The following is a 14,182-nucleotide window of genomic DNA, read 5'->3' as shown; positions in this document are numbered from 1 at the left end:
CCTTTCACTTCTCAGGTGGGGTGGGTGGGGGTGCGGCGGTCCGGTCGGCTCATCCCTTGACCGCGCCGAGCATCACGCCGGAGACGAAGTACCGCTGGACGAACGGGTACACGGCCAGGATCGGCAGCGTGGTGAGCACGACCGTGACGGCCTGGACGGTGGCCGCGGCCTGGACCGCGTCGGCGTCGGCGACCGCGCCGGCCGAGTTGGCCCCGGTCGCCCCGGCGATCAGGTTGCGCAGGTAGACGGTGACCGGCAACAGCTCCTGACGGTCCAGGTAGAGGAAGGCGGTGAACCACGAGTTCCAGTACGACACCGCGTAGAACAGCACCATCGTGGCGATGATCGCCTTGGACAGCGGCAGCACGATGCGCAGCAGGATGCCGTACGTGTTCAGCCCGTCGACCGCGGCGGCCTCCTCCAGCTCGGTCGGCAGGCTCTCGAAGAAGGCCTTCATCACCAGCAGGTTGAACACGCTTATCGCGTTGGGCAGCACCACCGCCCAGACGGTGTTCTTCATCCCCAGGCTGGTGATCAGGACGTAGTTGGGGATCAGCCCGCCGGAGAAGAACATGGTGAACAGGGCCACGCCGACCAGCAGCCGCCGGCCCCGCAGCTGCGGCTTCGACAGCACGTACGCGTAGCAGGTGGTCAGCACCAGCGCGATGGCGGTGGCCAGCACGGTGTAGACCACCGTGTTGCGGTAGTTCGTCCAGAACATCGCGTCCGCCATCACCAGCCGGTACGCGGTCAGGTCGAACCCGCGCGGCACCAGGTTCACCTGCCCGGCGATGAGGTACGCCTCCTCGCTCATCGACCGGGCCACGATGTTGACGAACGGGTACAGCGTCACGATCACCACGCCGGTCAGCACGATCCCGTTGACCAGCTGGAAGACCCGGCGCCCCCGCGTCACGGTCACGGTCACCACAGGCTCGTCCCCACCGTGCGCCGGGAGATGAGGTTCGCCGAGAGGACCAGGACCAACCCGATCACCGCCTCGAAGAGCCCGATCGCGGCGGCGTAGCTGAAGTTGCTGGACTCGAAGCCCATCCGGAACAGGTACGTGGAGATCACGTCGGCCGTCGGGTAGGTGAGCGGGTTGTAGAGCAGCAGGATCTTCTCGAACCCGACCGCCATGAAGGTGCCGATGTTGAGAATCAGCAGGGTCACCATGGTCGGCCGGATGCCCGGCAGGGTCACGTGCCAGGTCTGCCGCCACCGGTTCGCCCCGTCGATCCGGGCCGCCTCGTACAGGTTGTCGTCGATGGTGGTCAACGCGGCGAGGTAGAGGATCGTGCCCCAGCCGACGGTCTGCCAGACCTCGGAGGAGACGTAGACGGTACGGAACCACTCCGGCCGTTGCAGGAACGGCACCGGATCCGCCCCGGTGGCCTGGACGAGCTGGTTGACCGTGCCGTCCATCGAGGTCAGCTGCATCACCATGGCCGCCACGATCACGATGGACAGGAAGTGCGGCAGGTACGACACAGACTGGACGAACCGCTTGAGCCGGCGGGCGCGTACCTCGTTGAGCAGCAACGCCAGCACGATCGGCAGCGGAAAGCAGAACAGCAGGGTGAGCGTCCCCAGGACCAGGGTGTTGGTGAACACCTCCCAGAACGTCGGGTCGGTCAGGAACATCCGGAAGTACCGCAGGCCCACCCAGTAGTCGCCGAAGATGCTGCCGCCGGGCCGGAACCGGCGGAACGCGATCACGTTGCCGACCATCGGCAGGTACCGGAAGACCAGGAAGAACAGCAGCGGCAGGACGGCCAGCGAGTAGAGCTGCCAGTCCCGGCGCAACGCCTGCCGCCAGCTCCGACGACGCGTCGCCGGACGGCCGACGACCGGCCCCGACGGGAGCGGGGCGGGCGGCTGCGGGGGTGGCCGCAGTGTCCCGGAGGTCACCGCTCGGCCTGACCGTGCTGCCCGACGGGTGCCACCCGTACCTCGCTGAGCAGTTCGCGGTGGTGATCGACCTCGCGCTCGGCACCGGTCAGGCGCAGCGCCAGGCGGGCCACCGGGTCGCCGCTGGACCGGCCGAAACGCAGCTCGACCTCGCCGGGCTCGACGATGCGCCGCCCGCGCAGCCCGGTGAACGACGTCAGCTCGGCAGGCACCCGGAAGGTCACCTCGGCCGCCGCGCCGGCGGCCAGCGGCACCCGGGCGTACCCGATCAGTCGGACCACCGGCCGGGTGGTCTGCGCCACCGGATCGTGCAGGTAGAGCTGGACCACCTCGGTACCGCCCCGGGAGCCGGTGTTGCGCACGGTGATCCGTGCCGACACCTCGCCGTCGACCGCCCACTCGGCCGGCTCCGGGTCGGTGCGCGGCTGGTCGGCCGGCCCGAGCAGGGCCGCGTCGGACCACTCGAACGTGGTGTAGCCGAGCCCGTGACCGAACGGGTACGCCGGGGTCGGGTCCACCGACGACACCTCGGTACGCCTACCCAGCGGCGGGGTCAGGTAGGTGCCCGGCAGGCCACCGGCGTCGCGGGGAATGCTGACCGGCAGCCGCCCGGACGGGTCGACCAGGCCGGTGAGCACCTCGGCGAGCGCCTGCCCGCCCCGCTGGCCCAGGAAGAAGGCCTGCACCACGGCGGCCGCCGCGTCGAACTCCGCGCCGAGCGCGTAGGGCCGCCCGGTCATCAGCACCAGCACGACCGGGGTACCGGTGGCCAGCACCGCCCGGACCAGCTCCGCCTGGACCCCGGGCAGGCGCAGGTCGGCGGCGTCGCAGCCCTCACCGGAGGTGCCCCGGCCGAACATCCCGGCCCGGTCGCCGACGGCCAGCACGCAGACGTCGGCCTCGGTGGCCGCGGCGACCGCCGCCGCGATGCCCGAGGTGTCCTCGCCGGTGACCGCGCAGCCGGGCACGTAGGTCAGACCGGGCACCAGGTCGGCCAGCTCGGCGCGGAGCGAGGGCAGGTCCAGCCCGATCCCGTGCCCGGGGTGCTGCACCCCCACGTGGTTGGGGAAGGAGTAGCAGCCGAGCAGCGCGGTCGGGTCGTCGGCGACCGGACCCACCAGCGCGATCCGCCGGCCGGCGGCCAGCGGCAGCACCCCGTCGTTGCGCAGCAGCACGACGGCCTGCCGGGCCAGTCGTACGGCGACCTCCCGGCTGGCCTCGTCGTCGAGGCGGAGCTGGTCGACCTCCGGCGGCAGCGCCTGCCACCCCTCGTCGAGCAGGCCCAGCTCGGCCTTCTGGCGCAACACCCGGCGCACCGCCCGGTCGATCAACGCCTCGTCGACCGCACCGGCGCGCACCGCCGCCACCAGCTCCGGACCGAAGGTGTCCACGGTGGGCAGCTCCACGTCGATCCCGGCCCGCAGGGCCAGTCGCGCGGCGTCCTCGCCGCGACCGGCCACCCCGTGCAGGGTCTGCAGGAACCGCACCGAGAAGTAGTCCGCCACCACCGTGCCGGCGAATCCCCACCGCACCCGCAGCAGCCCGGTGAGCAGCTCCTCGTCGGCGGCGACCGGCACGCCGTCGATCTCGGCGTACGAGTTCATCACCGAGCGGGCCCCGCCGAGTCGCAGGGCCATCTCGAACGGCGGCAGGATCACGTCGGCCAGCTCCCGCCGGCCCATCGCCACCGGGGCCAGGTTGCGGCCACCCCGGGAGGCGGAGTATCCGGCGAAGTGCTTCAGGGTGGCGACGATGCCGGCCCGTTCCAGGCCCCGCACGTACGCCGCGCCGGTCGTGCCGACCAGGTACGGGTCCTCGCCGATGGTCTCCTCGGTACGCCCCCAGCGGTAGTCCCGGGTGACGTCGAGCACCGGGGCCAGCCCCTGGTGCACCCCGGCGGCCCGCATCGACCGCCCGATCCGCCCGGCCATCTCCTCGACCAGCTCGGGGTCGAAGCAGGCGCCCCAGCTCAGCGGGGTCGGGTAGACGGTGGCCCGCCAGGCGGCGAAGCCGGTCAGGCACTCCTCGTGCACCTGTGCCGGGATGCCGAACCGGCTCGCCGCCACGATCTGCGCCTGGGAGGCGGCCAGCGACCGCGCGCCGAGCACCGGATCGACGGGTGCGGTGCCGAACGGGCGGGTCAGCTGCCCCAACCCGTGCTGGATGAGGACGGGCCACGACGGCGTACCGTCGATCATGTCGGACTGGTGCGGGGCGACGCCCTCCCCGGAGGCCTCGGCGCCGACCCAGACCCCGACCAGTTGGGCGATCTTCTCCTCCAGCGACATCAGCGCGAGGAGGGCCTCGGCCCGCTCGGCCGGCAACAGCTGCGGATCGCGCCAGTCGGCGATGGCACCCGACGATGGACCACTGTCGACGGACACCTGACTTGTCATACGCAAACCCCTTAGGTCTGACCGGGTGGTGCGGCCTGCCGGGGCAGGACCCGTGGAGCCGATACCGGCGCCCGATAATTTCGGTAATCGCGGCGTTACCGTTTTCGGCAACCTATGGTCCGCGTCAAACCGTGTCAAGGGCATCGATGTCTTGGTGGGTCATCGGCCCGCACTCCCGTACCGTCCACACCCGACACCGCGTCGCCGAGGGGCGTGTTAAGGTCTCCGAAACTTTCGATGCGGATGAGGCTCCGATGACAGCATCCCGCCCCCAGTCGTCCGGCCCACCGGCCACCGCCACCATCGCGACCATCGCCGGTGAGGTCGGGGTCTCGGTGGCCACCGTCTCGAAGGTCCTCAACGGCCGCTCCGACGTCTCCGCCTCGACCCGGGCGCGGGTCGAGGCCAGCCTGGAACGCCACCGGTACCGCCGCCGCAACAGACGGCAGCCGACCAGCGCCGGACAGATCGACCTGGTGTTCCACGAGTTCGACTCCGAGTGGGCCATGGAGATCATGCGCGGGGTCGAGGCGGTGACCTCCGCCGCCGGGCTCGGGGTGGCCGTCTCCCAGCTCGGCGGGGAGCACAGCCCGTCGGCCCAGTGGCTGGACGCGGCGCTCGCCCGCCGGCCCCTCGGGGTGCTCTTCGTGCTCTGCCACCTGACCGAGCTCCAGCAGCAGCAGCTCCAGCGCCAGTTGATCCCGTTCGTCGTCGTCGACACCGACAGCGCGACCTCGGCCTCCGTGCCGACCGTCGGCTCCAACAACTGGAACGGCGGCCTGCTCGCCACCCGCCACCTGCTGGAGCTGGGGCACCGGCGGATCGCGATCATCTCCGGCCCACAGGACGTACTGTGCAGCCGGGCCCGCGCGGCCGGCTTCCGGTTCGCCCACGACGAGGCCGGGGTGCCGGTCGATCCCGAGCTGGTGCGCTACGGCAGCTTCTACATCGACTCCGGTTACGCGTACGGCATGGAACTGCTCGGCCGACCCGACCGGCCGACCGCGATCTTCGCCGGGTCGGACATGCAGGCCATGGGGGTGCTCCGGGCCGCCCGCCAGCTCGGCCTGCGGGTCCCCGAGGACCTCTCCGTCATCGGGTACGACAACCTGCCCTTCGCCGCCTGGATCGGCCCCGCCCTGACCACGATCAACCAGCCGCTGCGGGACATGGCCGGCACCGCCACCCAGATGCTGCTCGACCTGGCCCGGGGCGCCGAGTTGTCGACCAGCCGGATCGACCTGGTGACCGAGCTGATCGTCCGGGAGAGCACCGCGCCACCCGCCGACCCGACGGGCACCGACCCGCGCTGACCCGCGCTGCCCTGACCCGCGCTGACCCGCGCTGACCCGCACCGAGCCTGCGAGGTGTGCCGTGCCGTTCGACCTCCCCCTCGACCAGCTCCGGCGGTACGCGCCGACCGTCGCCGAACCTGTCGACTTCGACGGGTTCTGGCGCGCCACCCTGGCCGAGGCCGCCGCCCGACCGGTCCTGCTCGACGTCCGGCCGCACCACACCGGCCTGCGCCTGGTCGACTCCTTCGACGTCACGTTCGCCGGCTTCGGCGGTGATCCGGTCCGGGCCTGGTACACCCGCCCGGCCGGGGCGGCGACGCCGCTGCCCGCCGTGATCGAGTACGTCGGCTACGGACGCGGGCGTGGCCTGCCCCACGAGCGGCTGACCTGGCCGGTCGCCGGCTACGCCCACCTGCTGATGGACAGCCGGGGTCAGTCCGGGCTGTACGGCGTCGGCGACACCCCGGACCCGCACGGCGCCGCCGGCGGCCCGTCCCCGGCGACCTGGGGAATCCTCGACCCGTACGACTACCACTACCGCCGTCTGATCACCGACGCGGTCCGGGCCGTCGACGCCGTACGAGCCCTGCCCGGGGTGGACGCCACCCGGGTCGTCGCGGCCGGCAACAGCCAGGGCGGCGGGCTGGCGCTGGCGGTGGCCGGCCTGGTCGGTGACCTCGCGGCGGTGCTGACCACCGCCCCGTTCCTCTGCCACGTGCAGCGGGCCATCGAGCTGACCGACGCCGTGCCGTACGGCGAGATCGCCCGCTACCTCGCCGTACACCGGGAGGCCGAGGCCGCGGTCCGGCACACGCTGTCGTACGTGGACGGCGTGACCTTCGCCCGCCGGGCGACCGCGCCGGCCCACTTCGGGATCGGCCTACGGGACAACGTGTGCCCGCCGAGCACCGGCTTCGCCGCCTACAACCAGTACGGTGCCGCGTCCGGGCTGCCGGCCCCGCCGGTCCGGGAGCTGCACACCTACCCGTTCAACGGCCACGAGGGCGGCGAGGCGCTGCACACCCGACGTCAGTTGGACTGGCTGGACCGGATCTGCCCCCCGGCAACCGCCCGGCGGTGACCACGCCGGCTCCACCCCGCCTGCCGGCCGCCTCGACGCCGGCTCGCCCCCGGCGGGCCGGCCCGGCAGCTGACGACGCCCCGAACGCGACGACGGCCCGCCCTGCTGAGCAGGGCGGGCCGTCGGAGGTCAGCGGTAGGTCAGTGGCGACGGCGTCCGTACGTCCCGGCGACGACGGCGACGCCGATCGCGGCGAAGCCGATCTGGAGGGCCAACTCGATCCAGTCGATGCCCGGGGTTTCGGCCACCCCGAAGGCGCCGGCGACGATCGTGCCGAGGAGTGCCGCGAGCACACCGATGAGAATGGTGAGCCAGATCGGGATGTTCTGCTTGCCCGGTACGACCAGCCGGCCCAGCGCGCCGATGATCAGACCGAAGATGATGGCGGTCAAGATGCCGGAAACTTCCACCAGAGCCGTCCCTTCAACAGTTGTCGTCGGACGTACTGGTTCCCGTGCGTCGACTCCGGCGAAACCCATGGACCGGTCGTCGGGGTAAACGTCACGCAACCGTCACAGAACCGTGGGTGTCCCGTCGTACCGTTACCTCTCAGTGCGTTTTGGTGAGCACACGGTTGGTAGTCCTGCCTTGCGGTAGGACGGTCCCGGTCTGACCGACGGATGCCGTGCCGGGTTCACGCTTCTTCGCCACCTGCCCGCGTATGCGGGTCTTCTGGTCGGCTCCACGTGCTGCCACCGGGCCACTCCCGGCGGTGTCGAGATCAGCCGCCAGAGCGGCCAGATTGAGCGCGGCGTTGTGGTCCCGGTCGAGGACCAGACCGCACGCCTCACATTCGTACTCGCGCTCGGACAGGGCGAGCTTGGCTTTCACCGCGCCGCAACCCGAGCAGGTCTTCGATGACGGGTACCAGCGGTCGGCCACCACGAGCCGGCCACCGTTCCACAGGGTCTTGTACGTCAGATACCAGCGGATCTCCGCGAATGCGGCGTCGGCGATGTTCCGGGCCAGCCTGCGGTTACGCAGCATGCCGGCGACGTTGAGGTCTTCCACCACGATCGTGGCGTGCTCGCGGGCGAGTCGGGTGGTGAGCTTATGCAGGCCGTCGCGGCGCACGTTCGCCACCCGGGCGTGAGCGCGGCCGAGCCGGGCCGCCGCTCGTTCCCACCGCTTCGAGGCTCGTCGTCCGGTGCGCCGATCCGGGCCGGTCTTGCGCGGCAGTGCCCGGCCCCACGAGCGCACGCGCTGCTGCGCGTCCAGGAGGTGACGCGGGTTGCCGACCATCTCACCGGTGGACAGGACCGCGAGGTGCGTGATCCCGACGTCCACACCGACGACCGACTGCGGCCGGGCGGGGACGCGCTCGGCGCGCTCGACCTCCACCGTGAAGGAGACGTGCCACCGGCCGCCGTCACGGCGCACGGTCGCGGACATGATCCGGGCGGTCCCGTTGTCCAACCGGCGGGCCAGTCTGCGTGCGGACTCGTGCAACTTCAACCGGCCCAGTCGGGGCAGCACCACGTGCATCCGGTCGGGCTCGACCCGGATCGCCCCGGTGGTGAACCGCACGGATGGTGCCGTACGGCGGCGGGACTTGAACCGGGGGAAACCGGCCGGGCGTCCGGCCCGCACGCCCTGACGGGAGTCGGCCCAGTTCTTCAACCCGCGAGCGAGCGCGTCGAGGCCCGTGTTGAACGCCTCCTTCGACACCTCACCCCACCACGGCGCGACTGCGGGTTTCGCGGCGTTCCACGCCTTCCGAAGACCGGCCAGCGACCAGTGCAGTGAAGGCGTCAGCAACTCGTCTGGCACGCCGTATGAGCGTTCGGCGCTGCGCTGGTCCATGACGGCCTTGACCCGCGCGAGCGCCCAGTTGTGTGCGACCCGGGCCGCCCCCGCGTGCGCGAGGACGTCGAGTTCCTGGCGCGAGGTGAGGTCGAGGGCGAACCGGTACGCCTGGAACGTTTTCACACCGGGTCACTCTCAGTGACGGCTTCGACCGCCCGGCGGGCACGGGTCGCGGCAACGCGACTGCCGTACAGGCGGGCGCACAGCGAGGTCAGGATCTCGGTCACGTCCCGAACCAGGTCGTCGTCGACCTCAGCCGGGTCGACCACCAGCAGACGCCGGCCCTGCGCGGACAAGGCGGCTTCGACGTACTCGGCCCCGAACCGGGCGAACCGGCCCCGATGCTCGACCACGATCGTTGACACCGCCGGATCGCGCAGCAGCGCGAGGAACTTCTCGCGGTGCCCGTCCAACGCGGATCCCACCTCGGTCACCACCCGGTCAACGCCGAGTCTCTGCCCGGTGGCCCACACCGTCACCCGGGCAACCTGCCGATCCAGGTCAGGTTCCTGGTCGGCCGATGACACCCGGGCGTACACCACGGTCTGCCCGGTCTCGGCCGACGTGCCGGTGACCGGCTCACCGACCATGATCAGCCGGCCGATCCGGTAGGTGGGAACAGGCAGCGTCCCGGCAGCGTACTGCCGCCGAGCAGTGATGTACGCGATGCCGGTCGACGCCGCCCACTCCTTGAGGTTCACGCCGGGCATCATAGCAACCTCAAGAGCGCCATAGATGCTCGACACGCCAGCAGCTAACACCCCCGACGGCGCGGCGGATGCCGGTGAGCGCGAACCGCCCCGGCACCCGCCTGCGTGTCCGGGTCAGTTACCGGTGAGGGCGACCAGCGCCTCGGCGGTCCGGAAGTACGGGTTGCGGCCGAGGTCACCCACGGTGGTGATGTTGAAGGCCTGCTTGAGCAGCTTGGCGTCGCCTTCGCTGACCCCGGCGAGGGCGGCAACCGGGGCGTCGACCAGCTCGGCGAGGGTCTTGTCCTGGTACGCCTTGTCGACAAGCTTGGTGAGGTCGGCGGTGACGGGCATGCACAACTCCTTCTGAGTCACCGATCGGCGCAATACCGACCGGATCTGGTTAAACCTACTCAATTAGATCATCTTGCGATGCACCCGGTCCACTGAGGACCAACGTGCCGGGATGAACCCGGCCCGCCGCGCCACAGGCCACAGAGAACCGGTCAGAGCGCCGGGCCGGGCCTAGCCCTCGTCCTCGTCGGCCTCGCCGGCCTCGGCCTCGGCCTCGTCATCACCGAAGGAGTCGAAGACCTCGTCGGCGATCATGCCTCCGGCGAAACCGAGCGCCGCACCGCCGGCCACGCCGGCCACCACCGCGCCCATGCCGGGCCCGCGCTGCTCGTGGTGCTCCACGTGCTGGCCGTAGCCGGGGGCAGGTCCCGGCTGGCCGTACCCGGGGCCATAACCGGGTTGGCCGTAACCGGGCTGGGCATAGCCGGGCTGGCCGTAGGCGGGTTGGCCGTAGGCGGGTTGGCCGTAGGCGGGTTGGGCGGGGGGCATGCCGTAGGGCGCGGGGCCGCCGAGCAGCCCCTGCCGCTGGGTCAGGGCCTGCCGCAGCCAGCCGTCGACCTGGGCGGCCCAGTCGACCCGGTCGGCGTCGGCGTGCGCCACCTGGTACCGGCCGTACGAGTCGTGCCCGCCGGTGAAGAGGCCACCCCGCTTGTCGAACTCCAGCACCACGTCCACGCCGTACTCGTTGGCCACGAAGGTCAACTCGACCTCGTTGATCCCGTCCGCGTACTGCGGGGCGGTGTAGTACTCGATCTCCTGGTAGAAGGGCAGCGCCTGGGACAGGCCGGAGATCCGGCCGTACTCCAGGTCGGCGCCCTTGAACTGGAAACCGAGCCGGCCGAACGCCTCCAGGATGCGCTCCTGCACCGGCAGCGGGTGGACCTGGACCGGGTCCAGGTCACCCTTGTCGACGGCACCGCGGATGGCGACCTCGGTACGCAGACCCATGGTCATGCCGTGCAGGTGCTGCCCGTACAGGGCGGTCACCGGGGTCTCCCACGGCATCGGCACCTGGAACGGCAGGGACAGGTGCTGCCCCTCGCGCAGGGTGAGGCCGCCGGCCACCGGCACCCGGTGGAACTCCAGCACCGCGTCGTGCCCCTCCTCGGCACCGTCGACCTCGACCCGGGTGACCAGCCCGACCACGATCTGGTCGATCTCGACATCGTGGCTGCCGCCGGTGAGGTTCACCTGCCCGTCCAGCGGCAGCCCCGGCCGGGTGTCCGGATTCGACAGGACCGTGTCGACGCTGGGCGCACCGACTCCGAAGGCACCCAGCATCTTCTTGAAGACCACGCACTTCTCCCTCGACGACGATCAGACGAACGTGACGTGAACCGAATTCACGCCAAACCCTTGCCAGTAAAGGAGATCGAGCACGTCCTCAGTGGATCGGGTCTGCCGGGGAAGCTAGCACCGGAAACTGAGAGATAGCTGAATGCATTCGGACAACTACTGTCGGATATGAGTGCTGCTCGCGTACCCTCCGGTCACTCCGGGGCGCGCGGGGTACGCAACTCGGGGACGTTCCAGCCGGCACGGCGGGCACCGGCCTGGTAGGCGCTCTCCAGGAAGTCCAGCACCGCCGCGCGGGGATCGGCCGCGGCCCGGACGTCGTCGTAGGTCAGCAGGGCCAGGTGCGCACCCCGGCTGGCCACCCAGCGGGCCTGCGCCGGCCGCAGCGGCTCCTCGGTCAGCCCGCCCGGCTCCGGCGCGGTGTACGAGTAGAAGGCCGGCTCGGGCACGTTGTCGTCGCCGAACCAGAACCCGGCACTGATCACCTCGTGCGAGTACGCCTCCCGGGTCACCGGATCCGCCTCGGCCGGCTGCGGCACCTTCCGGTCGGAGAACCGGGTGACGGCCAGGTCGAAGGTGTGCCAGAAGTGGTGCACCGGGCTGGTCTTGCCATAACAACGACCGGCGAACTCCTCCAGCACCAGCCCCACCTGGCTGAGCACCTGCCAGTACCGGGTGACCCAGAACGGGTCGTACGCGTCGTGCCCGGTGTCCTCGGCGAACGGGGTGCTGTCGCCGAGGTCGAAGGGCACGGCCCAGATCTCGGTGTCGATGCCGAGCGAGGCCAACGCGGCGAAGAGCCGCTCGTGGAAGGCCGCCACCGAGAGCCCGACCAGCGGAAACGACACCGACTCCCCGGCGAGGGTGTTGACCACCAGCCGGTGGTCGACGAAGTCGAAGTCGACGGCGAAGACCTTGTCCCGCCCCATCGGCCGGGTGGTGATGCCGCGTCCGGTCACGTGGAACGGCACGTGCCACCAGTGGTTGCGCGACGGCGCCTGGTCCAGGCGGATCTTGCCGACGATCTGCGTGAAGCGGTGCAGGGTCTCCTTGGTCGGCTGCCAGGCGGACAACGGAATGGGTGGAAAGAGTTCGGTCATTCCCCGATCCTGCCTGGTCGCGATGTGCCCCGCAGTCGAGCCCGACCAATCCCCCACCTCCATCGACGAGTGCTAATCTCCGACGGTCGGTTTGTGCGAGTCACTCGATAGGGGACCGGAATGTCGATGCGCAACGGCGTGCGGTACGCCCTGACCACGCTGGCCCTGACCGGCACGGCGGTGGTCGCGGCGGCGACTCCGGCCGCCGCCGCTCCGGCCACCGGCGCTGTGGTCATCGCTGCTCCGGCGACCGGCGCTGCCGGCGCGGCACGTGCCGCCGGTGACTGTCCGTTCAGCAGGACCGTGTGCCTGTTCGACCAGACCGGTTACCAGGGCACCCGGTTCACCGCCTCGTCGACCACCTCGGGCGGCACCTGCGTCAGCCTGGTCAGCCACGGCTTCGGCGACCGGGCCCGTTCGGTACTTAACGGCGGCAACTCCTCGGCTGCCCTGTTCGCCCTGGACAACTGCGCCGGCGGCCCGTACCAGGTGGCGGCCAACAGCGGGATCGCGGACCTCGGCACCTTCCGACCCAACAGCGTCTGGGTGCCCTGACCAGGGCCTGTCACCCGGCAGCACGGGCGGCGAGGTAGGCCTCGAAGGGTGCCACCAGCTCGGCCGACGACAGGCCGGCCTCGCCGCGCCGGGCGATCCCGGGCAGTCGCGCGGTCACCGCGTCCATCAACCCGCCGGTGGCCTCCGGCGTCGCGTCGATGGCGGCCGGCACGTCGTGCCGGCCGGCGGCGAAGACGATCTCCCGCACCCCGGCGGCGGCCGCCACCGTCCGGCAGATCGCACACGGCTCGCAGCTGGAGTACACCACCGCGCCGCCGAGATCCGCCGACCCGGTCCGTCGGGTGGCGTCCCGGATCGCGGTGACCTCGCCGTGCGCCGACGGATCATGATCGGTCAACGTGGTGTTCACCCCGGCACCCACCACCGTGCCGGCCCGCGCCACCACGGCCACGAACGGCAACTGCCCGGCCGCCCCGTGCCGCTGCGCCAGGTCGACCGTCCGGGCCAGCACCCCAGCCTCCCCACCCAGCTCCGCGACCCGCTGCCCCACCAATGCCGCCGGCCCGTCGCCGGCCGCCAGCTCCTCGAAGAGCGTCACCGGTACGCCCGCAGGCCCGTCCAGGCGGGCGTTGCGCGAACCCCACGGGGTCCGCACCGGTGCGGCCACCAACCGCGCCCCCACCCCGGTCAACGCGTCGGTGGCCGCCCCGACATCGGTCACCTCGAAGGCCAACCGGACCGCCCCGGTGGGCGTACCCCCGGTCTCCACCTCGGCGATGAACCGCGCCTGGGCGGCGTTGGCCAGCTCCAGCGTGGCCCGCCCGGCGTCGAGGATGACCACCCGGGCTCCGTCGGGGCCGGCGAACGCGGCGGATTCCGGCAGGCCCAACGTGTCCCGGTAGTACGCCACCGCGGCGTCGAAGTCGTCGACGGTCAGCACGACCCGGAGCTGGTTGACATCGATCTCGGCCATCCCCGCACTCTAGAGCCGACCACCGACAATCCGCCGCGAGGTTTCGGCACCCGGGCCGAGGGGTGGCGGGTGTTTCGGCACCCGGCCGCCGCCGCACCGCCCGACCCGGGCCTCGCACGGCGACGGCCGGGCCGGTCAGCCGTGCTGCTTCGACTGGCAGGGCACGCAGAAGCGGGCATGTGGGAGCGCCTCCAGCCGGGCCACCGGGATCCGGACCGCGCACTTCTCGCAGACGCCGTAACTGCCGTCCGCGATCCGGCGCAACGCGCCGTTGATCTGCTCGATACTGGTCCGGGTCGCGGCCACCAACGCCGAGTGGCCGTACGCCGCGCCCGGGTCGCCGGTGTCCGCGGTGAGCTCGGTCAGTTCCCTGAGGCGGGCGCTCTGGGCCGCGTACCCGGCGGTCAGTGACGCTCGCAGGTCAGCCAGCCGGCGCTGGTCGACGGCAGGATCATCGATATTCATGGTTGGTCCTTTCGGGTTGTCCGGAAAAAGAAAAAGGCCGAAGCTCGGAAGCTTCGCCCTGGCGGTCGTCGATAGGAGGAACGACCTGCCGGCGGCCCGCGGCCACACCGAGCCGGGCTCGGCAATCCGCCCGCGTTGACCCCGGCAGGCACCAGGCCCCGCACACTGCCCGCCGAGGCGCGCACGCGCTGGCCCGCCGTCACGGTGGTGACGGCGGTGCAGCCAGGGCGCAGGAGCGACATCGGACCACCATAGGCCGCCAGAACAAGAAAGCCAACGGCGTTTCCCGAGGCCAGCCGA

The 14,182-nt window shown here is 71.3% G+C and carries 14 protein-coding genes; 3 read left to right on the top strand and 11 right to left on the bottom strand.

What is annotated here, in order from left to right; genetic code table 11:
* Nucleotides 1-49: 49 nt before the first annotated feature.
* From GA0070617_RS03565 to GA0070617_RS03555, 3 genes are read right to left on the bottom strand one after another with little or no spacing between them, the layout of a single operon-like run.
* Nucleotides 50-928, bottom strand: a complete 879-nt coding sequence (locus GA0070617_RS03565) for a carbohydrate ABC transporter permease (protein WP_229688399.1) — start codon at nt 926-928, stop codon at nt 50-52.
* Complete coding sequence (locus tag GA0070617_RS03560) at nt 925-1,911, bottom strand: ABC transporter permease (RefSeq protein WP_229688400.1); 987 nt, start codon at nt 1,909-1,911, stop codon at nt 925-927. The genes GA0070617_RS03565 and GA0070617_RS03560 overlap by 4 nt, the downstream gene beginning before the upstream one ends.
* Complete coding sequence (locus tag GA0070617_RS03555) at nt 1,908-4,295, bottom strand: beta-xylosidase/alpha-l-arabinosidase (protein ID WP_229688401.1); 2,388 nt, start codon at nt 4,293-4,295, stop codon at nt 1,908-1,910. Before GA0070617_RS03555 ends, GA0070617_RS03560 begins: the two co-directional genes overlap by 4 nt.
* Nucleotides 4,296-4,561: 266 nt before the next feature.
* Here GA0070617_RS03555 and GA0070617_RS03550 point away from each other — a divergent pair, with 266 nt between their 5' ends.
* Both GA0070617_RS03550 and GA0070617_RS03545 read left to right on the top strand, forming a co-directional pair.
* Nucleotides 4,562-5,620 carry a LacI family DNA-binding transcriptional regulator gene (locus tag GA0070617_RS03550; RefSeq protein WP_091433882.1) on the top strand — a complete coding sequence of 353 codons (1,059 nt, stop codon included), beginning with the start codon at nt 4,562-4,564 and terminating at the stop codon, nt 5,618-5,620.
* 61 nt (nt 5,621-5,681) lie between these two features.
* On the top strand, nt 5,682-6,683 hold the full coding sequence (locus GA0070617_RS03545) for an acetylxylan esterase (RefSeq protein ID WP_091433881.1): 1,002 nt from the start codon (nt 5,682-5,684) through the stop codon (nt 6,681-6,683).
* Nucleotides 6,684-6,823: 140 nt separating this feature from the next.
* Here the strand turns inward: GA0070617_RS03545 and GA0070617_RS03540 are convergent, their stop codons facing one another.
* The 6 genes from GA0070617_RS03540 to GA0070617_RS03515 all read right to left on the bottom strand — a co-directional run bounded on the left by GA0070617_RS03540 (nt 6,824) and on the right by GA0070617_RS03515 (nt 11,928).
* Nucleotides 6,824-7,093 carry a GlsB/YeaQ/YmgE family stress response membrane protein gene (locus tag GA0070617_RS03540; RefSeq protein ID WP_091433880.1) on the bottom strand — a complete coding sequence of 90 codons (270 nt, stop codon included), beginning with the start codon at nt 7,091-7,093 and terminating at the stop codon, nt 6,824-6,826.
* A gap of 139 nt (nt 7,094-7,232) precedes the next feature.
* Complete coding sequence (tnpB, locus tag GA0070617_RS03535) at nt 7,233-8,612, bottom strand: IS607 family element RNA-guided endonuclease TnpB (RefSeq protein WP_091433879.1); 1,380 nt, start codon at nt 8,610-8,612, stop codon at nt 7,233-7,235.
* Entirely contained in the window at nt 8,609-9,190 is a 582-nt protein-coding gene (locus tag GA0070617_RS03530) for an IS607 family transposase (RefSeq protein WP_091445840.1), read from the bottom strand. Before GA0070617_RS03530 ends, tnpB begins: the two co-directional genes overlap by 4 nt.
* Nucleotides 9,191-9,313: 123 nt before the next feature.
* Entirely contained in the window at nt 9,314-9,532 is a 219-nt protein-coding gene (locus GA0070617_RS03525) for a hypothetical protein (protein WP_091433878.1), read from the bottom strand.
* 171 nt (nt 9,533-9,703) lie between these two features.
* A complete protein-coding gene (locus GA0070617_RS03520; protein WP_091433877.1) occupies nt 9,704-10,828 on the bottom strand; it encodes a sporulation protein in 1,125 nt (374 codons plus the stop codon).
* 194 nt (nt 10,829-11,022) lie between these two features.
* Nucleotides 11,023-11,928, bottom strand: coding sequence for a DUF5996 family protein (locus GA0070617_RS03515; protein ID WP_091433876.1), 906 nt, complete (start codon nt 11,926-11,928; stop codon nt 11,023-11,025).
* A gap of 120 nt (nt 11,929-12,048) precedes the next feature.
* Here GA0070617_RS03515 and GA0070617_RS03510 point away from each other — a divergent pair, with 120 nt between their 5' ends.
* A complete protein-coding gene (locus GA0070617_RS03510; protein WP_091433875.1) occupies nt 12,049-12,483 on the top strand; it encodes a peptidase inhibitor family I36 protein in 435 nt (144 codons plus the stop codon).
* A 10-nt stretch (nt 12,484-12,493) separates the two neighbouring features.
* Here GA0070617_RS03510 and GA0070617_RS03505 read toward each other — a convergent pair whose 3' ends face one another.
* Together GA0070617_RS03505 and GA0070617_RS03500 are read right to left on the bottom strand one after the other, a co-directional pair.
* Complete coding sequence (locus GA0070617_RS03505) at nt 12,494-13,417, bottom strand: VOC family protein (RefSeq protein ID WP_091433874.1); 924 nt, start codon at nt 13,415-13,417, stop codon at nt 12,494-12,496.
* Between the two features lie 135 nt (nt 13,418-13,552).
* Nucleotides 13,553-13,882, bottom strand: coding sequence for a TraR/DksA family transcriptional regulator (locus GA0070617_RS03500; RefSeq protein WP_091433873.1), 330 nt, complete (start codon nt 13,880-13,882; stop codon nt 13,553-13,555).
* Between the last annotated feature and the right edge of the window lie 300 nt (nt 13,883-14,182).

The sequence above is a fragment of the Micromonospora yangpuensis genome, from assembly GCF_900091615.1.
Taxonomy (GTDB): Bacteria; Actinomycetota; Actinomycetes; order Mycobacteriales; family Micromonosporaceae; genus Micromonospora; species Micromonospora yangpuensis.
The sequence above is the reverse complement of the archived record's forward strand: the minus strand, read 5'-3'. Positions and strand labels throughout refer to the sequence as shown.

Coding starts and splice junctions, on each gene's coding strand:
- GA0070617_RS03550 (WP_091433882.1), top strand. CDS start 4,562: ATGACAGCATCCCGCCCCCAGTCGTCCGGCCCACCGGCCACCGCCACC.
- GA0070617_RS03515 (WP_091433876.1), bottom strand. CDS start 11,928: ATGACCGAACTCTTTCCACCCATTCCGTTGTCCGCCTGGCAGCCGACC.
- GA0070617_RS03525 (WP_091433878.1), bottom strand. CDS start 9,532: ATGCCCGTCACCGCCGACCTCACCAAGCTTGTCGACAAGGCGTACCAG.
- GA0070617_RS03505 (WP_091433874.1), bottom strand. CDS start 13,417: ATGGCCGAGATCGATGTCAACCAGCTCCGGGTCGTGCTGACCGTCGAC.
- GA0070617_RS03500 (WP_091433873.1), bottom strand. CDS start 13,882: ATGAATATCGATGATCCTGCCGTCGACCAGCGCCGGCTGGCTGACCTG.
- GA0070617_RS03510 (WP_091433875.1), top strand. CDS start 12,049: ATGTCGATGCGCAACGGCGTGCGGTACGCCCTGACCACGCTGGCCCTG.